General features: G+C 73.5%; 18 protein-coding genes. 7 read left to right on the top strand and 11 right to left on the bottom strand.

What is annotated here, in order from left to right; genetic code table 11:
* Positions 1–84 precede the first annotated feature (84 nt).
* Together AB5J51_RS24295 and AB5J51_RS24290 are read left to right on the top strand one after the other, a co-directional pair.
* Positions 85–1,074: an RDD family protein gene (locus tag AB5J51_RS24295; protein WP_369778634.1), complete on the top strand. Its 990-nt coding sequence runs from the start codon at positions 85–87 to the stop codon at positions 1,072–1,074.
* Positions 1,075–1,092: 18 nt separating this feature from the next.
* The gene (locus AB5J51_RS24290) at positions 1,093–1,398 is read left to right on the top strand and encodes a hypothetical protein (protein WP_053791107.1); all 306 of its coding nucleotides are present in this window, start codon (positions 1,093–1,095) and stop codon (positions 1,396–1,398) included.
* A 27-nt stretch (positions 1,399–1,425) separates the two neighbouring features.
* Here the strand turns inward: AB5J51_RS24290 and AB5J51_RS24285 are convergent, their stop codons facing one another.
* Together AB5J51_RS24285 and ahcY are read right to left on the bottom strand one after the other, a co-directional pair.
* The gene (locus AB5J51_RS24285; protein WP_053791106.1) at positions 1,426–2,046 is read right to left on the bottom strand and encodes a hypothetical protein; all 621 of its coding nucleotides are present in this window, start codon (positions 2,044–2,046) and stop codon (positions 1,426–1,428) included.
* 89 nt (positions 2,047–2,135) lie between these two features.
* The gene (gene ahcY / locus AB5J51_RS24280) at positions 2,136–3,572 is read right to left on the bottom strand and encodes an adenosylhomocysteinase (protein ID WP_369778633.1); all 1,437 of its coding nucleotides are present in this window, start codon (positions 3,570–3,572) and stop codon (positions 2,136–2,138) included.
* Between the two features lie 407 nt (positions 3,573–3,979).
* On the opposite strand from ahcY, the gene lepB reads away from it, so the two are divergent.
* Positions 3,980–4,522 (top strand): signal peptidase I, encoded by a 543-nt coding sequence (gene lepB / locus AB5J51_RS24275; protein WP_369778632.1) that lies wholly within the window; start codon positions 3,980–3,982, stop codon positions 4,520–4,522.
* 84 nt (positions 4,523–4,606) lie between these two features.
* On the opposite strand, the gene AB5J51_RS24270 is transcribed toward lepB, so the two are convergent.
* The 6 genes from AB5J51_RS24270 to AB5J51_RS24245 form a co-directional block, all read right to left on the bottom strand.
* Complete coding sequence (locus tag AB5J51_RS24270) at positions 4,607–5,542, bottom strand: cation diffusion facilitator family transporter (RefSeq protein WP_053791104.1); 936 nt, start codon at positions 5,540–5,542, stop codon at positions 4,607–4,609.
* Positions 5,543–5,635: 93 nt separating this feature from the next.
* Positions 5,636–6,793, bottom strand: a complete 1,158-nt coding sequence (manA, locus tag AB5J51_RS24265; protein WP_053791103.1) for a mannose-6-phosphate isomerase, class I — start codon at positions 6,791–6,793, stop codon at positions 5,636–5,638.
* A 43-nt stretch (positions 6,794–6,836) separates the two neighbouring features.
* Positions 6,837–7,970, bottom strand: coding sequence for an SIS domain-containing protein (locus tag AB5J51_RS24260; RefSeq protein WP_053791102.1), 1,134 nt, complete (start codon positions 7,968–7,970; stop codon positions 6,837–6,839).
* Between the two features lie 144 nt (positions 7,971–8,114).
* On the bottom strand, positions 8,115–8,300 hold the full coding sequence (locus AB5J51_RS24255; protein ID WP_030296876.1) for a Trm112 family protein: 186 nt from the start codon (positions 8,298–8,300) through the stop codon (positions 8,115–8,117).
* Positions 8,301–8,386: 86 nt separating this feature from the next.
* Positions 8,387–9,757: a phosphomannomutase/phosphoglucomutase gene (locus AB5J51_RS24250; protein WP_369778631.1), complete on the bottom strand. Its 1,371-nt coding sequence runs from the start codon at positions 9,755–9,757 to the stop codon at positions 8,387–8,389.
* 76 nt (positions 9,758–9,833) lie between these two features.
* Entirely contained in the window at positions 9,834–10,265 is a 432-nt protein-coding gene (locus AB5J51_RS24245) for a DUF3499 domain-containing protein (protein ID WP_078988185.1), read from the bottom strand.
* Between the two features lie 87 nt (positions 10,266–10,352).
* Between AB5J51_RS24245 and AB5J51_RS24240 the strand changes: the two genes are divergently transcribed.
* A complete protein-coding gene (locus tag AB5J51_RS24240) occupies positions 10,353–10,832 on the top strand; it encodes a metallopeptidase family protein (protein ID WP_078988167.1) in 480 nt (159 codons plus the stop codon).
* A gap of 28 nt (positions 10,833–10,860) precedes the next feature.
* Here AB5J51_RS24240 and AB5J51_RS24235 read toward each other — a convergent pair whose 3' ends face one another.
* The 3 genes from AB5J51_RS24235 to AB5J51_RS24225 form a co-directional block, all read right to left on the bottom strand.
* Positions 10,861–12,339, bottom strand: coding sequence for a DUF5719 family protein (locus AB5J51_RS24235; protein ID WP_369778630.1), 1,479 nt, complete (start codon positions 12,337–12,339; stop codon positions 10,861–10,863).
* Complete coding sequence (locus AB5J51_RS24230) at positions 12,336–15,974, bottom strand: glycosyltransferase family 2 protein (protein ID WP_369778629.1); 3,639 nt, start codon at positions 15,972–15,974, stop codon at positions 12,336–12,338. The genes AB5J51_RS24235 and AB5J51_RS24230 overlap by 4 nt, the downstream gene beginning before the upstream one ends.
* Positions 15,975–16,231: 257 nt before the next feature.
* Positions 16,232–16,495, bottom strand: a complete 264-nt coding sequence (locus tag AB5J51_RS24225; RefSeq protein WP_003983763.1) for a WhiB family transcriptional regulator — start codon at positions 16,493–16,495, stop codon at positions 16,232–16,234.
* Positions 16,496–17,138: 643 nt separating this feature from the next.
* On the opposite strand from AB5J51_RS24225, the gene AB5J51_RS24220 reads away from it, so the two are divergent.
* The 3 genes from AB5J51_RS24220 to AB5J51_RS24210 are packed head-to-tail and all read left to right on the top strand — an operon-like array spanning position 17,139 to position 19,966.
* Positions 17,139–17,648: a cysteine dioxygenase family protein gene (locus AB5J51_RS24220; RefSeq protein ID WP_369778628.1), complete on the top strand. Its 510-nt coding sequence runs from the start codon at positions 17,139–17,141 to the stop codon at positions 17,646–17,648.
* Between the two features lie 30 nt (positions 17,649–17,678).
* Entirely contained in the window at positions 17,679–18,638 is a 960-nt protein-coding gene (gene cofD, locus AB5J51_RS24215) for a 2-phospho-L-lactate transferase (RefSeq protein WP_053791096.1), read from the top strand.
* Positions 18,635–19,966: a coenzyme F420-0:L-glutamate ligase gene (locus tag AB5J51_RS24210; protein ID WP_053791095.1), complete on the top strand. Its 1,332-nt coding sequence runs from the start codon at positions 18,635–18,637 to the stop codon at positions 19,964–19,966. Before cofD ends, AB5J51_RS24210 begins: the two co-directional genes overlap by 4 nt.
* The last annotated feature ends 12 nt before the right edge of the window (positions 19,967–19,978 follow it).

Genomic DNA, 19,978 nt, shown 5'->3' with positions numbered 1-19,978 from the left:
CCTGCTTCTGCTTACTCCTGCCGTGGTCAGCTTGGCAGACTGGACGACCAAGGGGCGGGTCCGGTCACGGGAAAGGTGTGCAGGGTGAGCGATCTGGTGACGGGGGACGCGGTCGTCCTGGGTTTGCGGCCGGCGAGGCTGCCGAGCCGGGCACTGGCCATCTTCCTCGACCTGCTCGTGTACCTCACCGGGCATCTGATCATCTCGATCGGGCTGACCTTCGCGACCGCCTCGCTGGACGTGGCCGCGCAGGCCGCGGTGTCGGTGGCGAGCTTCGTCCTGGTGCTGGTCGGGGTCCCGATCGCAGTGGAGACGCTGTCCCACGGGCGCTCGCTCGGCAAGCTCGCCTGCGGGCTGCGCGTCGTGCGCGACGACGGCGGCCCGATCCGGTTCCGGCATGCGCTGGTGCGCGGGGCGATGGGGGTCGTGGAACTGCTGGGGACCTTCGGGGCCGTGGCCTGCATCGCGTCGTTGGTGTCGGCGCGGGGGCGCCGGCTCGGGGACGTGTTCGCCGGCGCACTGGTCGTGCGGGAGCGGGTGGCGGGGGCGCCGGTGATGCCGATGCCCCCGCCGCCGCCGTGGCTGGCCGGACGGTTCTCCGGGCTGGATCTGTCGGCCGTGCCGGAAGGGCTCTGGCTGGCGATACGGCAGTACCTGACGCGGATGAACCAGCTGGACCCGCAGGTGGGAGCCGCGATGGCGGCGAAGCTCGCGGACGATCTGGTCGCGCGTACGGGGACGCCGCCGCCGGTGGGGGTGCCGGCTGCCGCGTTCCTGATGGCGGTGGTGCACGAGCGGCAGGCCCGGGACGCGGCCCGCGCCTTCGGCGCCGGTCCCGGTGCGCCCGGGGTGCCCGGGACCGTGGCGGGCCTGCGGGGGACGGCTCCGGGGACGCCGCCCGCGTGGGGGCACCCGGCTCCCGGGGCGCCCGTACCTCAGGCCGTACCGCAGGCGGGTGAGCCGGCCCCGGTCCCGGGCGGGGCGCCCGCAGCGCCCGCCGCCCCGGTGGTGGCGCCCGCTCCGGCGGCTCCCGTGCCGCCGCGGCCCGCGACCGGGTTCGCGCCCCCGGCGTGATCGCCTAGCCTGCACGGCATGTCGGCGAACATCTCCTTCACCTTCCGCGTCACGGGCATCGAGGACGAGCCCCGGGCGCGGGCGGTCGTCGAGGAGCTCCGGGAGCTGATGCGGGACGAGAGCATCGGCGGCCAGGTGAGCATCGGCGTCGAGCCGGGGTGTGGTGGGCACGTCGTCACCGGCGGGACCGACTTCCCGGTCTCCGTCAGCCGCGCCCACCTGTGGTGCCCGGAGTTCGAGAAGTCCCTCGCCTGGTACGCGAAGGAGGCCGCGCCTTCGGCGACGTGCGCGGTCGAGTGGAGCCACCCGGACGAGGAGCACTGACGCCGGGCCGCCTCGCGGAGCGCCGCTTCAGTCCTCGGGGAAGGCCGACGGCGGGGTCTCCAGGTGTTCGAGCTCGATGCCCGGGGCCGCGAGGACCACGTCCCCGGCCAGGTGGACGGTGTGGACCTCGCCGGTGTCCAGGGCGGTGACGCGGTACTCGTCCACCACGAGCGGCCCGCTGTCCGTCTCGTGCTCGGCGCGCCCCAGCAGCGCCCAGGCCTGGTCGACCGTACGGGGCGCCAGCACCGGGTCGGTGAGTGCGACGAGCCGGACCCGGGTGGCGGGGGCGCCGGGGGTCAGGCGCAGCAGGCGGGCCGTCGCGACGAGGAAGGCCGGCGAGGTGCCGGTGAAGCCAGCGGCGGGGACGTTGCCCTCGATGGCCTCGGTGCCGGTGGGGTCGGAGCGCACCCAGGTGACACCGTCGATGGCGGCGCCGCGCACCTGCCAGCTGGAGGCGTTCACCTCGAGGCGGATGGGACGGCCGAGTTCGTCGACCGCCAGGTCGACCGAGCCGCGGTGGTCGCCGTCCGGGCCGGTGAGCTGGGAGACGTAGCGCCAGCCGGAGGGGCCGGGGGCGCAGTGGAAGTGCTCCTCGCCGAGCGGGGTGTGGTCGTGCGGGTCGTGGAGCGAGTAGCGGCCGCGGGGCATCGTGTCGGTCCTTGCCTGAGTACGGGGCAGGCCCCCGGCATCTCCGCCGGGGGCCTGCGTGACGTGCTGTCGCTGCTGCCGCGTGGGGATCAGTAGCGGTAGTGGTCCGGCTTGTACGGGCCCTCGATCTTGACGCCGATGTACTCGGCCTGCTCCGGGCGGAGCGTGGTGAGCTTGACGCCGAGGGCGTCGAGGTGGAGGCGGGCGACCTTCTCGTCGAGGTGCTTGGGCAGCACGTAGACGTCGGTCGGGTACTCCTGGGGCTTGGTGAAGAGCTCGATCTGGGCCAGGGTCTGGTCCGCGAAGGAGTTCGACATCACGAACGACGGGTGGCCGGTCGCGTTGCCCAGGTTCAGCAGACGGCCCTCGGACAGCACGATGAGGACCTTGCCGTCGGGGAACTTCCAGGTGTGGACCTGCGGCTTGACCTCGTCCTTGACGATGCCCTCGATCTTGGCCAGGCCGGCCATGTCGATCTCGTTGTCGAAGTGGCCGATGTTGCCCACGATCGCCTGGTGCTTCATCTTGGCCATGTCCGAGGCCATGATGATGTCCTTGTTGCCGGTGGTCGTGATGAAGATGTCGGCCGTCTCGACGACGTCGTCCAGCGTCGCGACCTGGAATCCGTCCATCGCGGCCTGCAGCGCGCAGATCGGGTCGATCTCGGTGACGATGACGCGCGCGCCCTGGCCGCGCAGCGACTCGGCGCAGCCCTTGCCGACGTCGCCGTAGCCGAACACGACCGCGACCTTGCCGCCGATGAGGACGTCGGTGGCGCGGTTGATGCCGTCGATCAGCGAGTGGCGGCAGCCGTACTTGTTGTCGAACTTCGACTTCGTCACGGCGTCGTTGACGTTGATCGCCGGGAACAGCAGCGTGCCCTCGGCCATCATCTCGTACAGGCGGTGCACGCCGGTGGTCGTCTCCTCGGTGACACCGCGGATCTCGGACGCGAGCTGCGTCCACTTCTGCGGGCTCTCGCCGAGGGTGCGGTTCAGCAGGGTGAGGATGTGGCCGTACTCCTCGGAGTCCGCCGTGGACGGGTCCGGGGCGGAGCCGACCTTCTCGAACTCGACGCCCTTGTGGACGAGGAGGGTGGCGTCACCACCGTCATCGAGGATCATGTTGGGGCCGCCGGTGGGGGTGTTCGGCCAGGTCAGCGCCTGCTCCGTGCACCACCAGTACTCCTCCAGCGTCTCGCCCTTCCAGGCGAAGACGGGGACGCCCTGCGGGTTTTCCGGGGTGCCGTTCGGGCCGACGGCGATGGCGGCGGCCGCGTGGTCCTGGGTGGAGAAGATGTTGCAGGAGGCCCAGCGGACGTCGGCGCCGAGGGCGACCAGCGTCTCGATCAGGACGGCCGTCTGAACGGTCATGTGCAGCGAGCCGGTGATGCGGGCGCCGGCCAGCGGCTGGGCCTCGGCGTACTCCCGGCGGATCGACATGAGGCCGGGCATCTCGTGCTCGGCCAGCGTGATCTCCTTGCGGCCGAAGGCGGCGAGGGAAAGGTCTGCGACCTTGAAGTCCATGGGTGCTGCTCCTCATGGTTCGAGAGGGTGGGTACGGCTGAGCCGGGCATCGCCCGTGGGGACGGTGCACCGAGCACTCAGTCCGTCGGGGGCCCTCTCTCCCCTCGGCCGGTCGCGAGGACCGCCCGACCGCCATCAGCAGCGACGCCTGACACTGACGACGAATCTACACCGAAGCAGGGGCAGTCCGGCGGGCGGTATTCAGGTCTTCCGGTTCTTTTGGACCGCCCCTCGAGGGTGGGAGGCGCAGGGCTCATCGGGGCCGAGAAGCGCCGATTTCCGCGAGCGGCTGCAGTCCCGCGCCGGACGGCCCGGCGATCCTCGGTGTGCTCCGCGAGATCCGGTAGCCGACCGCACCCCGGCTGCGGGCCCTTCGTACGGTTCCGGTTCACGGGCCGGGCGAAACGGTGTTCTACCGGAAGTCCACCGCGGACCTGCGGCGCGGCGACGTCGTGGTGTTCCGGCCGCAGGGATGGGACCCGGCGGGGGTCCGGGCGAACCGCATGCTGCGCGTCGTGGCGGTGGGCGGCGATGCGGTCGCCTTCGCGCCCGGCAGCGCGGCACCGACCCTCAACGGGCAGCCGCTCGCCGAGCCGTACCTGAACGGCGCGGATCCGGCCCCGGACAAGATCCGCTTCTCGGTCGCGGTGCCCGAGGGCAAGGTGTTCCTGATGGGCGACAACCGGGGGAACTCCGCCGACTCCCGCTACCACCAGGACGTGGCGGACGGGACGGTGCCGGTCGCGGACGTACTCGGGGTGGTCGTCGACGGGAGCCGGCCGGTGTTCACCGTCGTCCCCCTGGTGGTGATGAGCGGTCTGCTCGCGCTGCCGGTCGCCGCCGGGCTGGGGATCGCGGCGCTCGTCGCGCGCCGGCGGGCCGCGCGGCGGCCCCCGCAGGCCTGGCCGGTGTTCGGGGCCGTGGGGCCCGTCGAGGGCCCGCAGGGGTAGGCCGGGCGGGCCGCCCGTACGTACGAAGGCCCCCGCCGAGCGCGAGACGCGCGGCGGGGGCCTTCGTACGGGTGCGGCGCCGGGTCAGGCCTTGGCGGAGGTGTCCGACTGCGCGTGATAGATGTCCGGCTCCAGGTAGATCACGCGGGCGATCGGGACCGCCTCGCGGATCCGGGCCTCGGCGGCGTTGATCGCGTCGGCGACCTGCGTCGCGGTGTCGTGGCCCTCGACCGCGATCTTGGCGGCGACCAGGAGCTCCTCCGGGCCGAGGTGGAGGGTGCGCATGTGGATCACGCGGGTGACGACGTCGCCGTCGACGAGGGCTGCCCTGATCTTCTCGACGTCCTCCGTGCCCGCGGCCTCGCCGAGCAGCAGGGACTTGGTCTCGGCGGCCAGCACGACGGCGATGACGAGCAGCAGGGTGCCGATGCAGAGGGTGCCGATGCCGTCCCAGACGCCGTTGCCGGTCGCGAGCGCGAGGCCGACGCCGCCGAGGGCGAGGACCAGGCCGACGAGGGCGCCGAAGTCCTCCAGGAGGACCACCGGCAGCTCGGGGGCCTTGGCGCGCTTGATGAACTGGCTCCACGACAGGGAGCCGCGGATCTCGTTGGACTCCTTGATCGCCGTACGGAACGAGAAGCTCTCGGCGATGATGGCGAAGACGAGCACGCCGATCGGCCAGTACCAGGCCTCGATGGGGTGCGGGTGCTGGACCTTCTCGACGCCCTCGTAGATGGCGAACATGCCGCCGACGGTGAAGAGCACGATGGAGACGAGGAAGGCGTAGATGTAGCGTTCGCGCCCGTACCCGAAGGGGTGTTCCGGCGTCGCCTCGCGCTGGGCCTTCTTTCCGCCGAGGAGCAGCAGCCCCTGGTTCCCGGAGTCGGCCAGCGAGTGGACGCTTTCCGCGAGCATCGACGACGAGCCGCTGAAGACGAAGGCCACGAACTTGGCTACAGCGATGGCGAGATTGGCGGCGAGTGCCGCCACGATCGCCCTGGTACCGCCCGACGCGCTCATGGGTTTTCGGAGTCCCTTCCTCGGTGCGGCGGCCCTGCCCGGGGCGCCGCGCTACGGCGGCACATTGTTGCAGCCGCAGCGCCGGACGCCATGTCAGAGGGCGACGGTGGCCCGGAAGATGGTACCGATTCCGGACAGTTCGACCTTTTCGCCTGCCGGGACGAAGACCGACTCTCCGGGGGCCAGGGTCACTTCGCCGGCCTTCGGGCGGCCCGCCGTGCACAGCAGGATCTGCGGGGCGTCGTCCGGGAGGGTGTGCGGGGCGGCGCCGGCGGCCAGGGCGAAGCGGGAGAGGCGGAATTCGTCGATGGGGCTCTCGTAGACCTCCTCGCCATTGCCCTCGGGGCGCTGCACGGCCGGGTCGCCCGGCTCGAACCGCACGATCTTCAGCAGCTCGGGCACGTCCACGTGTTTGGGGGTGAGTCCGGCGCGCAGCACGTTGTCGGAGTTGGCCAGCAGCTCCACGCCGAGGCCGTCGAGGTAGGCGTGCGGGACTCCGGCACCGAGGAACATGGCCTCGCCGGGCTGGAGTCGGACGTGGTTGAGGAGCATGGCCGCGATCACGCCCGGGTCGCCGGGGAAGTGGTGCACGAGCGAGGCGTACGGCGCGTACCGGCCCCCGAGGCGTTCGACGGCGGCGCCGGTCTCCGCCACCGTACGGGCCATCTCGGCGCGGTCCGCGGTCAGTACGGCGGTGAGCATCTCGCGCAGGGCCGCCTCCTGCGGGTGGGCCCGGAGCAGGTCGACGTACGGCACGAGGGAGTTGACGCCGAGGCCCGCGAGCAGGTCGGCGGCCTCCAGCGGCGGGCGGAAGCCGCACAGGCCGTCGAAGGGCGTGAGCGCGCAGATCATCTCGGGCTTGTGGTTGGGGTCCTTGTAGTTGCGGTGGGCCGCCTCGGCGGGGATCCCGCGGCGCTCCTCGTCGGCGTAGCCCTCCTTCGCCTGCGCGAGGTCGGGGTGGACCTGGAGGGAGAGCGGGGCCCCGGCCGCGAGGATCTTCAGGAGGAAGGGCAGCCTGGGGCCGAATTTGGCGACGGCGGCCGCGCCGAGCTCGCGCTCGGGATCGGCGGCGATGACGTCCGCGAGGGTGGTCTCGCCGGCACCGCGGTCGAGGCGGGACGGGGCGCCCGGGTGCGCGCCCATCCACATCTCGGCCTGGGGCTCCCCGGTGGGGGCGACGCCGAGGAGCTGGGGGATCGCGGTGGTCGATCCCCAGGCGTAGGGGCGGATCGTGTTCGTCAGGCGGTCCATCTTCGTCCGTCTTCCTGGATGAAGGGCCGGCACGGTGGTGTGCTCAGCCGTGTCCCCTGCTCGCCAGCGCCAGGTAGGCGGTGGCGAAATCCGTGACGGCGAGGAGTTCGGCGAGCTGTTCCAGTTCGCTGCCTTCCTCTGGTTCGAGCTCGCTGATGGCCGTGTCGTGGCTGAGGGCGAGCTCGCGCGCGGCCGGGGCTGCGGAGAGGCCGCCCGTGGGCCGGTCGCGCAGCAGGACGATGCGGGCGCGGAGGGCCTGGGGCTCCTCCACCCGGTCACGGAAGAAGTCTTCGGGGTCGGCACCGGCGGCGAAGGAGCCGGCGAGCAGGACCCCGTGGGCGGGCAGCGCCTCGGGGAGGTCGGCGGCCAGTGCGGGGCGGCCGGCGAGTTCGGCGAGGGTGGCGGCGAAGCGGCGGCCGGCCGGGCCCGCGCCGGCGCCCTCGCTCCAGATGAGCGGGAGGGTGTCGGCGAGCTCGGCGGCGAGGGTCTTGGCCGGATTGGAGTACGTGGCGATGGCCGGTCCGCAGCGCTCGGCGGTGTGGTCGAGCCGGTCGGCGACGCGCTGGAGGGTGTCCGGGGCGGCGGTGATCAGCCCGACCTTGTCGAGGAGCAGCAGCAGCGGGGTCAGCAGGGCCCACAGGGCGCCGGGCCCGGCCGCGGCGGACTCGTCGTACTCCTGGTACGGGGCCTTGGCCATCGGGACCAGGAGCCCGTGCGCGCCGTCCACGGCCTCGCTCAGCGGGGAGCGCTCGGGGGCGACGGCGACGACGGTGCAGCCGCGCCGGTAGGCCTGCTCGGCGAGGACGGCGAGCCCGGGTTCGGTGCCGTCGGTGGTGGCGATGAGCAGCAGGTCGACAGAGCCGGCCCAGCCGGGCAGCGCCCAGCGCAGGGCGCCGGCGGCGTGTGCGACGCCGGTGGGGTGCAGGCGGGTGACGGGTGCGGAGGCTCCGGCGAGGGCGCCCAGCAGGTCGGCGACGCCGGTGGCGGCGGTCCCGGGGCCTGCGATGAGGACGGCCCGGGGCCGGCCGTCGGGGCGCAGGTCGGCGAGGCCTGCCTCGGTCGCGTGCCGGGATGCGGTACGGACTCTGGCCCCGGCCTCGGCGGCGCCGCGGAGCAGGCCGCGGCGGTCGGCGCGGGCAAGTTCGTCCGGTGCGTCGAGGAGCGACTCGTCGAGCATTGCGGCCTCCGGCTGACAGCTGGTTCAGAAGGGCGGGCGACTCGGTTGCTCGGGCGCCCGGCGCTGCGACGGGCGCCCCGTGGGGCCTGTGCGGTGCCTGCGCGGCCTGGGGCTGGACGCCCCGGGTGGCCGGGCGGCGGCGGCTCAGGCGGGGCGGCGTGCCTCGTCGACGAGGAGGACCGGGATGCCGTCGCGGACCGGGTAGGCGAGGCCGCAGTCCCGGCCGGTGCAGATCAGCTCGGGAGCCGCTTCGTCGGCCGACTTGTCCTCGAGGGGCGAGTGGCAGGCGGGGCAGGCGAGGATCTCCAGAAGGCCGGCTTCGAGCGGCATGGGGCGGTTCCCTTCGAACATGCGGATTGGGCGAGGTCAGCGTACCGCCGGGCTGCACGTCGCGCGGCCCGGCGGTGACACGGTGCTTACGCGCGGACCAGGGCCAGGACCTCGTCGCGGACCTTGGCGAGGGTCGCGGAGTCGCGGGCTTCGACGTTGAGGCGCAGCAGCGGCTCGGTGTTGGAGGCGCGCAGGTTGAACCACCAGTCGGCGGAGCTGGCGGTCAGGCCGTCGAGCTCGTCGAGGGTGATGCCCTCGGCGGTGCCGTACGCGGCCTTGACGGCGGCGAGCCGGCCGGCCTGGTCGGCGACGGTGGAGTTGATCTCGCCGGAGCCCTCGTAGCGGTCGTAGGAGGCGACCAGCCCGGAGAGCGGGCCGTCCTGGCCGCCGAGGGCCGCGAGGACGTGGAGCGCGGCGAGCATGCCGGTGTCCGCGTTCCAGAAGTCCTTGAAGTAGTAGTGCGCGGAGTGCTCGCCGCCGAAGATGGCGCCGGACTTGGCCATCTCCTCCTTGATGAAGGAGTGGCCGACGCGGGTGCGGACGGGGGTGCCGCCGTGCTCGCGGACGACCTCCGGGACGGACCAGGAGGTGATCAGGTTGTGGATCACGGTGCCGGTGCCGCCGTTGCGGGCCAGCTCGCGGGCCGCGACCAGGGCGGTGACGGCGGACGGGGAGACGCCCTCGCCGCGCTCGTCGACGACGAAGCAGCGGTCGGCGTCGCCGTCGAAGGCGAGGCCGAGGTCGGCGCCCTCGGCCTTCACTCGGGCCTGGAGGTCCACGATGTTCTTCGGGTCGAGGGGGTTGGCCTCGTGGTTCGGGAAGGTGCCGTCCAGCTCGAAGTACATCGGGACGACGTCGAGGGGCAGGCCGTCGAAGACGGTCGGGACGGTGTGGCCGCCCATCCCGTTGCCGGCGTCCACGACCACCTTGAGCGGGCGGATGCCGCTCAGGTCGACGAGGGACTTGAGGTGCTCGGCGTACCCGGCGAGGGTGTCCTGCTCGGTGACCGTGCCCGGGACGGTGCCGTCCGCGACGGCCGGGGCGCCCTGGTCGGACCACGTCTCGACGAGCTCGCGGATGGCGGAGAGGCCGGTGTCCTGGCCGACGGGGGCGGCGCCGGCGCGGCAGAGCTTGATGCCGTTGTAGCGGGCCGGGTTGTGCGAGGCCGTGAACATCGCGCCGGGCAGGTCCAGCATGCCGGAGGCGTAGTACAGCTGGTCGGTGGAGCACAGCCCGATCAGGGTGACGTCGACGCCGCGGACGGCGGCGCCGCGGGCGAACGCGCCGGACAGGGCGGGCGAGGAGGGCCGCATGTCGTGGCCGACGACGATCGCCGTGGCGCCGGTGACCTCGACGAAAGCAGCACCGAACAGCTCGGCCAGCGACTCGTCCCACTCGTCCGGTACGACACCACGTACGTCGTACGCCTTGACGATGTTCGAAAGATCTGCGGCCACTGCCTGCCCTCCTGAGGTGCTGTGCGTGGAGCAAACCTACCCTGCACGGAGAGCGACTTTTCAGACCATGTGTATGTCAGGAGTCGGGCGAACGCAGGACGCGCAGGTGTCCTCGACGGGTCTCCCCGGTGTTGCCGCCGCCGCTGCCGGGACGGGTTCCGCCGGCCTCGGCGGCCCGGTCGTGGGGGCGGGCCGCTTCGCGGACGGCGTTGGCCAGGGCTTCGAGGTCGTCGCCGCTCGGGCGGGACGGCGCGGAGCCGTCGGTGAGGCGCACGACGTCCCAGCCGCGCGGGGCGGTCAGGCGCTCGGAGTGCTCGGCGCACAGGTCGTAGCAGTGGGGTTCCGCGTAGGTGGCGAGCGGGCCGAGAACTGCGGTCGAATCGGCGTAGACGTACGTCAGTGTCGCGACGGCAGGGCGGCCGCACGCAGTGCGCGAACAGCGACGTACAAGGCTCACGACGTTGGACGGTACCGCACTCTTGACCGGGCCGCGACGACTCTCCCGCAGCCCACTCCCCCGTGTCGTGCCTGCGGAGGGGCGCGGCGGGTCCGGAAACCCCCGGGTGGGAGGGGTTGCGGGGGCTACGCTGCGGGGGTGACGGACAGCCCCCTGCCTCCCGGCCCGCCCCGCCCCGCCGAGCCTCCCGCCGAGCCGCGGCCGCGCCGTCGCGACCGGCACGGGCGGGGGATGCGCGGGCCGCTGGCCCCGCCGCAGGTGCCGCTGTCTGCGAGCCGGGCGGAGCTGTTCGGGGACCTCGTACGGGATTCGGTCGAGCGGCTCGAGCGGCGCTTCCCGCAGCTGGCGGAGGTGGAGTTCGTGGTCGCGGACGTCCCTGGACCGCCGGGTGGTCCGGACGCCGGCTGGAACGACGAGGCGGTGCCGCTCGGGGCGCTGTCGGAGGCGGCGGGCACGGGGCGGCCGGCGCGGGTCGTGGTGTTCCGGCGGCCGGTGGAGATCCGCACGAAGAGCCGGGACGAGCGCGCCCTGCTCGTGCACGAGATCGTGGTGGAGCAGGTGGCGGAGCTGCTGGGGCTGTCCCCGGAGACGGTCGACCCGCGGTACGGCCAGGACTGACCGGCCGTACCGCGGGCGCCTCAGGTTCCTAGTCGGTCAGGACCGTGAGGTCCTGGGTGGCCCTGGGGACCGAGACCATCGCGTGGTCGTCCGACAGCGGCTGGATCGTGAACATCGGGATGCCCTCGTGCGGCAGCGTCAGGGTGCGGGCCGCGTACACGGGGCCGCCGGAGACGGTCTCGACCGTCAGCGCGTAGGCGCCCTTGGCGCCCGCCGGGGCCAGTGACACCGTCTGCGTCGTGCCCGCCTTGACCGTGACCTCCTTCGAGGCCGGCTCCCCGGCCTCCGTGCCCGCCGAGGCCGTCACCTTCACCTTCGCGTCGGCGCCGCCCGCCGCCGTGAGCGCGAGCACCGTCGCGTTCTCGTCGGCCCGGTCGTCGGCGACGGTCGCCCGCGTCCCGACGGGCCCGGTCGCCGGGACGAAGCCCAGCTCCTGCTTGGCGCCGCTGCCGCGGACCACGCGGACGGCCGCCACCACCGGCACGGCCTTCTTGTCGTTCGCCGGGGCCAGCAGCAGCGAACCCGCTTCGCCCCGGGTCACGTCCTTCAGGTCGACACCCACCGTCATGCCGCCCTTGAGGTGCAGCTGCTCGTTGCCCGCCGGGCTGATCGAGCCGTTCGGCCCGGCCAGCTTGAGGGTGAGGTCCGCGTCCTCCTCGCCGGGCGCGAAGGCGACCAGCCGTACCGAGGTGGCGTCGGCCGGGATCCCGGGCAGCACCAGCGAGCCCGCCGGGTCGGTGGAGGCCGGCAGCCAGTCGGCGCCCACCCCCTCCTCGCCGACCTGCACGGTGGCGCCGACCCGGCCCGCCCGCGTCGTCACACGGGCGGTGACGTCCGCGAGCTGGGCCCCGGGGGCGAGGGAGGCCAGCGAGACGGACTTGGTGGACCTGGGGTCGATCCGGATGTTCTCGCCGGTGCCGCCCTCGGACTTGACCGCCCCGTCCGGGCCGAACATCTTGATGTCGATCACGGCCGCGGTGTCGTCCGGGTTGGTGAGGTGCACGTAGTCCTCGCGCCCCTTGGCCGTACTCGCGCCGGGGAACCAGAAGTCGGTGCCGGGCGCGGTGCAGCTCACGCCGAGGACGCCGCGCGCCCGGCCGACCGAGACCTTCGTGGTCTGCTGTGCGGTCCAGCCGGGAGCCAGGATCCCGTCGGCGACACCCACCAGTGCGGGCGCCTCCGCGCCGGAGGCGGCGGCCCCGGCCGGCTTGCCGCGCTCCTTGAGCTCGAGCACCGGCTTGGCCTCCTTGGTCGCGCCGAGGAGGCGGGCCGTGCCCTTGCCGCCGCCGGCCGCGCCCGGGGTGATCGCCGTGTACGTGGTCTCCGCGATGTCCGAGGAGCTGGGCGCCGGGCAGACCAGCGCGGACCGCTCCACCGGCATCCGGGCCGCGGCCGCCGTCCGGTCGTCGGCGGCCGGGGCGGCGGGGGCGGCGAGGTATCCGACGCCGGTGACGGCCGCCAGGGCCGCGGCCACCGCCGCCAGCGTCAGGGGTGCGCGCTGCTTCACTGCTGGGGGCTCCCGTCCGGACGCGGGTCGTGCTGTCCGTAGGTGTCGTACGGCTGCTCGTACGGCGGGTAGGGGTACGGCTGCTGCGGCTGCTGCGGGTACCCCTGCTGGGGGTCGTAGCCCTGCTGCGGGTACGGGTACTGCTCGTACTCCGGGGCCTGGGCGGGCGCCGGCACGTACGGCTGCTGGGGCTGCTGGTCGTACGCGTAGCCCTGGTCGCCGTAGGCCTGGTACGCGTAGGTCTCCTCCCCGTACACCGGCTGCGCCGGGATCTCCGCGTACGGATCGGCGACCGCGCCCGAGGGCTCCTCGGCGGCGGCCGTGGCGGCGGCCGAGGACTGCGCCTCCGCGCGCAGCCGGCGGGCCCGGCGGCCCTCTCCGGCCTCGGACCGCTCGGCGGCTTCCGCCTCTTCCTCGGGCAGGTCGTCGTCGAGGCTCGCCCGGCGGCCGGGCAGGGCCATCACGAGCAGCACCAGCGCGAGGAGGCCCTGGGCCCAGTGCCAGGCGGTCCGGGTCAGCGCGTCCTCGTGGACGAGGTCCAGGCGGCCGCCGGCGGCGGGCAGTTCGAAGCCCTGCGCCCAGCCGTCGAGGGTCTTGGGCTTGAGGGGTTTGCCGTCGAGGGTGGCCTGCCAGCCGGGGGCGGCCCGGTCGGCGATGCGCAGCATGCGGCCCGCTTCGCCGGCCGGGATCTTGGTGTGGGCCTCGACGGGGCCGGAGGCGACCGGGATGGGGGCCTCGCCCGGCTTGCCGGAGACGAGGACGGCGCGGGCGACCTGGCGGTCCACGCGCCACAGGGCGCTGCCGTCGAGCTGGCTCAGGCGGCTGAGCCCCGGGGTGGCGTCGAGGACCTTGCGCATCTGCTGCGGGGCCCCGTCGCGGACCAGGATGTAGCGGATGGCGAAGCCGCTGAGCTGGTCGGTCTGGTCGGCGCCGGAGCCTGCGACGAGGCTGGAGACGACCTTGTCGAGCTGGGGGCTGCTGCCGGCCGCGGCGGCGCGTTCGGCGTCGCCGAGGTGGCCGCCGGAGCCGCGGACCAGGGTGTAGGAGACGGTGGCGGGCGAGGTGCCACCGAGGACGAGGGTGCGGGCCTGGTCGCGGGTGCCGCTCTCCTCGGCGACGAACGCGGGGACCTGGACCGGGTCGCGCCGCTCCAGCGGGCCGTCGGCGCCGCTGATCATCCAGCCGGCGGCGCCGAGCAGCGGGCCGGCGACGGCGCCGAGCGCGATCAGCGCGGCCAGCGGCTGGCGCCAGCCGAAGCTGCTGGCGGCGACCCGCTCCTTGGCCCCCTCGGCGCCGACGGCGGCGGCCGCGAGGAGGGCCAGTCCGTAGACGAGGGTGGCGGGCCCGGCCCAGCCGGTGCGGTTGACGACGACGGCCAGGAGCAGGGCGGCCAGGGCGACGGCCCAGGCGGTGCGGACCGCGAACCGGCGCTCGGCGCGCAGCAGGGCGGCCAGGGCGGCGAGGACGATGCCGATGAGCAGCAGGCCGCCGGCGGTACGGGGGCCGCCGGGGCTGATGCCGAGCAGGTCCAGGGCGGTGGCCGAGCCGGATCCGTACGCCAGACCGGCCTCGTGCAGGAGCCGGCCGGGGTGCACGAGCAGGCTCAGCGACCAGGGGGCGAGCACGAGGAGCGGGACGGCGAGGGTGGCGAGCAGGCGCAGGCCGTACGTCTTCCACTCGGTGCGGCGCAGCACGAGGGCGGCGGTGCCGAGGACGACGGCCAGCAGCCATACGACGGGGGTGAAGGCGGTGGCCAGGGTCAGCAGGAGGGTGTACGTCCACACCGGGCGCCAGCCGGCCCGTTCGCCTTCGGCCGCGCCGTCACCGCCCTTGGGTCCGGCGGAGCCGAAGTTGAAGGCGGCGACCGCCGAGCGGGCGATGAGCGGGAGCAGGATCGCCAGGACGGCGGTGCCGAGGCGCCCGCCGGCCAGCGCGCCGGTGACGGCGGGCAGGAAGGCGTAGGCGACGGCGGCCCAGGCGCGCAGCAGCCGGGAGTCGACGAGCGGCCGGGAGGCGAAGTACGCGGTGAGCCCGGCGAGCGGGACCGAGCAGACCAGCAGCAGGGTCAGTGCCGCGCTGGTGGAGCCGAACAGCAGGGTGGCGAAGGCGCCGAGGACGGCGAGGTACGGCGGCGCCCCGGCGGTGGAGCCGGCGGCGACGGGCTGCCAGTCGTCGGTGTAGCTGCGCCAGAGGGCGAGCCCGCTGTCGGGGGCGGGCAGCAGGGCGCCGCCCATGAGGGAGCCGCCGCCGAGCAGGGCGCGGCAGGCGATGACGGAGACGAGCAGGAGGAGGGCGAAGAGGACGGGCGCGGGGTTGCGGGCGATCCGCTTGAGGCGCGCGAACTGTTCGATCTCGAGGTAGTCGGCGTCGTCGCCGCCGGGGCCGGACTCGACGGCTCCGCCGTGCCGGCCGATGGCGGCCGTGTCGGTGTCGCGGTCGCCGCCGAAGTACCCGGCGAGCTGTTCGGCGTTGGCCCGCAGGCTCGCGCCGGGCGGCGGGAACAGGGGGCGCAGTTCCTTGGCCGGGACGGCCGGGCGGCCCCGTCTGCGGCGCGCGCCGAGGATCCGGCCGGGGCGCAGCAGGGTGGCGAGGAGGCCCGTGATCTCGTCGACGGCCTGGCCGGGGGCCTTGCCGACGAGGTAGGCGAGGGTGCGGAGCACGGTGCCGACGAGGAGGCGCAGCAGGACGTACGGCAGGGCGCGCCCGGAGCTGTTGGCGAGCACCGTGTAGACGGCGCCGGCCTTGTCGACGCGGTGGGGGCTGGCGCTCGTACGTCCGGCGCAGTCGACGGTGCGGCGCTCGCGGGCGGCCGCCTCGGCGTGCCGCAGCACGGCGTCGGGGGCGACGAGGACGGTGTGGCCGGCGCTCTGGGCGCGCCAGCAGAGGTCGACGTCGTCGCGCATGAGGGGCAGGCGGCGGTCGAAGCCGCCGAGGGCCTCGTACACGTCGCGGCGCACGAGCATGCCGGCGGTGGAGACGGACAGGACCGGGCGGACCTGGTCGTGCTGGCCCTGGTCCTGTTCGCGGCGGTCGAGGCCCGTCCAGCGGCGGCCGCTGCGGGCGATGGTGACGCCGGCCTCGAGGAGCTGCTTCTTGTCGTACCAGCCGCGCAGCTTGGGGCCGATGACGGCGGCGTCGGGGTTGTCCTCGGCGACGCGCAGCAGTTCGGTGAGGGCGTCGGGTTCGGGGGCGCTGTCGTCGTGGAGCAGCCAGAGCCACTGGACGGGTTCGCCGTGGGGGAGTTCGGGGAGGTCGTAGGAGTCGTCGCGCCAGGTGCGGCTGACGGGGTCCCAGCCGCTGGGGCGCTTGAGGTACGGGAGGTCCTCGGGGCTCAGGGTGCCCGCGGTGCGGGCGGCTTCGTCGACGGCGGCGCCGAAACCGGTGCGGCGGGCGAGGTGGAGGACGCGGTCCTCGCCGAAGGCCTCGCCGAGCAGGCGCGCGGATTCGTCGGCGCTGCCGGTGTCGGCGGCGACATGGCTCTGCGCGGGGCGTTCCTGGCCGAGGAGGCCGGCGAGCGTCCTCGGTAGCCAGCGGGCGCCGTCGTGGGCGACGAGGACCGCGGTGACCACGTGCCGGGGGAACTCGGGTGTGGCGGCAGCCTGGTAGGAGGCCGTCGACTGGCTGTGCAGGGACATCGCTCTACTGGCCCTCCGGCCTGGGGATCCCCCCGGACGCGGTCCGGGGAGTGGGTCCGGGGGTGGTTGTGCTCCCGGAGGCTGCTGGACAGCGCCCCACACTAACGGCTGGGAACACAGCGGTCCGCCTCCTGCGGGGAAGGTGCAGGAGGCGGACCGTTTGCTCTGCTCATTGCTCTGTTCTGAAGCTTTGTTCCGAAGCTCGTTCTGCGTACTGACCGGTGTTGCCCAGTGTTGCCCTGTGTTGCGCTGCGTGCTCAGACCGCGGCTTTTTTCAGCCGTCGGCGTTCACGCTCGGACAGACCGCCCCAGATGCCGAATCGCTCGTCGTTGGCGAGTGCGTACTCGAGGCATTCGGAGCGGACCTCACAGGCGAGGCAGACCTTCTTGGCCTCGCGGGTGGAGCCGCCCTTCTCGGGAAAGAAGGACTCGGGGTCGGTCTGGGCGCAAAGAGCACGCTCCTGCCATCCGAGCTCTTCGTCCGCCTCCTCGACCAGCAGTTCCTGAAACAGCTCGGTCATGTGCGCCCCTCGCTCTGTCTGTGCGTCCCCGTGGTGGTGTCGTTACTGATCGCTACGTAACGACACGAGTGAAATTACAAGTGGGCCGCTCCAGCGCAGTCAAGCCGAGATCTGCTATTGGGCCCCTTATTCACTCTGCGGAACCAAGCGTATGCAGAAAGTGTTCATATCGCCAAAAATCGTGACACATGCCACTGGCGTCCCACTGTGCCCCTGTTCACCCGCAATCGACGCGTCACTCCGTGGTGAGGTTGCGATCAAGCCAAAGAAGCGGCGCAGATCACATTCCGGTCACGGAGCGGCGTGTCGCGGTCCGGGCGGTTCGTGGGCTCCGGCGTGACGTGGAGCGCCACCTCCCCTACATCGGTATGCACAAACCTTTCGCCGAGCACAGCAACCGGATCAGATGAAACTTTCGCGACAAACGAGGCATTGGGTTGACAGTCCGGCCCACGACCCGGTCTCCTTGTCCCCATGTCAGTGACCTCAGCAGCCACCCGGACCCCCATTCGTGGGTTCCTGTGCGCTGCCCAGGTTCGCTGTTGCTGTTGCTGCTGTTGATGCCTTCGGAGCCCCCGGCTCCCCTGAGCTCCGGCCCCCACAGCGACCGCCAGCACGACTGACATCCATCGAGGACTCCCCGATGAACACCACTCCCGTAACCGTCGAGAGCGACCTCCAGATCGCCGGCGACATCCTCTCCGTCCAGCACCTCCTGCAGCCCGCCCGCGAGCACCCGGCCACCGTCGCCGAGTTCGTCGGCCTCGCGCGCACCATCGCCGCGAACCGCGCCGAGTGGGAGCACCTGGTCGAGTACGACGCCACCACCCGCTGGTACAACCGGCTGCGCACCGGCCCCGGCTACGAGGTCTGGCTGCTCAGCTGGGTCCCCGGCCAGGGCAGCGGCCTGCACGGCCACGGCCCCTCCTCCGGCGTCCTGACCGTCCTCGAAGGCGAGCTCACCGAGCACGGCCCGCGCGGACCGCTCGCCCTCGGCGCCGGCTCCCAGCGCGTCTTCGCCCCCGGGTACGCCCACGAGGTCGTCAACGACGGCCTCGACGGAGCGGTCAGCCTGCACGTCTACTTCCCGGGCCTGACCGAGATGCCGATGCACCACTGCTCCCCGGCCCGGCCGGAGACCCTTTCGGTCTGACCGGCTCGCGCACCTGCCAGACTGCCGTGCATGCGCATTGTTGTTCTGGCCGGCGGCATCGGCGGCGCCCGTTTCCTCCGCGGACTCAAGTCGGCGGTTCCCGACGCGGACATCACGGTCATCGGCAACACCGGTGACGACATTCACCTGTTCGGGCTGAAGGTGTGCCCCGATCTGGACACGGTGATGTACACCCTCGGCGGTGGCATCAACGAGGACCAGGGCTGGGGCCGCACCGACGAGTCCTTCACCGTCAAGGAGGAGCTCGCCGCGTACGGGGTCGGACCCACCTGGTTCGGCCTCGGCGACCGCGACTTCGCCACCCACATCGTCCGTACGCAGATGCTCGGCGCGGGCTACCCGCTGAGCGCCGTCACCGAGGCCCTCTGCGACCGCTGGCAGCCCGGGGTCCGGCTGCTGCCCATGTCCGACGACCGCGTCGAGACCCACGTCGCCGTCAACGACCCCGAGAGCGGCGAGCGCCGCGTCATCCACTTCCAGGAGTACTGGGTCCGGCTGCGCGCCTCGCTCGACGCCGAGGCCGTCGTACCCGTCGGCGCCGAGCAGGCCAAACCCGCTCCCGGCGTGCTCGAGGCCGTCGCGGCCGCCGACCTGATCGTCCTGCCGCCGTCCAACCCGGTCGTCTCGGTCGGCACCATCCTCGCCGTGCCCGGCATCCGCGAGGCCGTGGCAGCCGCAACGGCGCCCGTCGTCGGCCTCTCCCCCATCGTCGGGGGCGCTCCCGTGCGCGGGATGGCCGACAAGGTGCTCGCCGCCGTGGGCGTCGAGTCCACCGCCGCGGCCGTCGCCCTGCACTACGGCAGCGACCTGCTCGACGGCTGGCTCGTGGACACCGCCGACGCGGCTGCGGTCGCCGAGGTGGAGGCCGCCGGGATCGCCTGCCGTGCGGTACCGCTGATGATGACCGACCTGGCCGCCACCGCCGCGATGGCCCGCGCCGCGCTGGAGCTCGCGGAGGCCTCCCGGTGAGCGTTCCCTCCGCCGCCTCCGTCCCCTCCGCTCCCGCCGTTCCCTCGTACGAGGTGCGCGCCGTCGCCGGGATCCCGGAGGTCCGCCCCGGCGACGACCTCGCGCGGCTCATCGCGGCGGCCGGGGCGGGGCTGCGGGACGGGGACGTCCTGCTGGTCACCTCGAAGATCGTCTCCAAGGCGGAGGGCCGGATCGTCCGCGCCGACTCCCGCGAGGAGGCCATAGACGCCGAGACCGTACGGGTCGTCGCGCGCCGGGGCCCGCTGCGGATCGTGGAGAACCGGCAGGGGCTGGTCATGGCCGCGGCCGGCGTCGACGCCTCGAACACCGAGCCCGGCACGGTGCTGCTGCTGCCCGAGGACCCCGACGCCTCGGCCGCAGCGATCCGCGCCGGCCTGCGCGAGCTGCTCTCCGTCGACGTCGGCGTCATCGTGACGGACACCTTCGGGCGGCCGTGGCGCACCGGGCTGACGGACGTGGCGATCGGCTCGGCCGGGGTGCGGGTCCTGGACGACCTGCGCGGCGGTACGGACGCCCACGGCAATCCGCTCAGCGCGACGATAGTGGCCACGGCGGACGAGCTGGCCGCGGCCGGGGACCTGGTCAAGGGCAAGGCGGCCGGGCTGCCGGTGGCGGTCGTACGCGGGCTGGGGCACCTACTCGGCGGAGGTTCGACGGCGGCCGATCTGGTGCGCTCGCCGGCCGACGACATGTTCCGGCTGGGCACCTCGGAGGCGGTACGGGAAGCCGTGACGCAGCGCCGTACGGTACGGGCCTTCACGGCGGACCCGGTGGACCCGGACGCGGTCCGCCGGGCGGTGGCGGCGGCCGTGACGGCCCCGGCGCCGCACCACACGACGCCGTGGCGGTTCGTCCTGCTGGAGTCGGCGGCGGCGCGGCTGGAGCTGCTGGACGCGATGCGGGACGCCTGGATCGAGGACCTGCGGCGGGACGGCAAGTCCGAGGAGTCCATCGCGAAGCGGGTGCGGCGGGGCGATGTGCTGCGCAATGCCCCGTACCTGGTGGTGCCGTGCATGGTGACGGACGGCGCGCACGACTACGGGCACGCCCGGCGCGATGCGGCGGAGCGGGAGATGTTCGTGGTCGCGATGGGCGCGGGCGTGCAGAACTTCCTGGTCGCGCTGGCCGGGGAGCGGCTGGGCTCGGCGTGGGTGTCCTCGACGATGTTCTGCCGGGACGTGGTGCGCAAGGTGCTCGGGCTGCCGCAGGACTGGGACCCGATGGGAGCGGTGGCCGTGGGCCACGCGGCCGAGGCCCCCCGGGAGCGGCCGGCACGGTCGGCGGAGGCGTTCGTCGAGGTGCGGTGACGACGGCGCCGC

Source organism: Streptomyces sp. R33, assembly GCF_041200175.1.
GTDB lineage: Bacteria > Actinomycetota > Actinomycetes > Streptomycetales > Streptomycetaceae > Streptomyces > Streptomyces katrae_B.
This window is presented reverse-complemented; position numbering and strand designations above follow the sequence as displayed.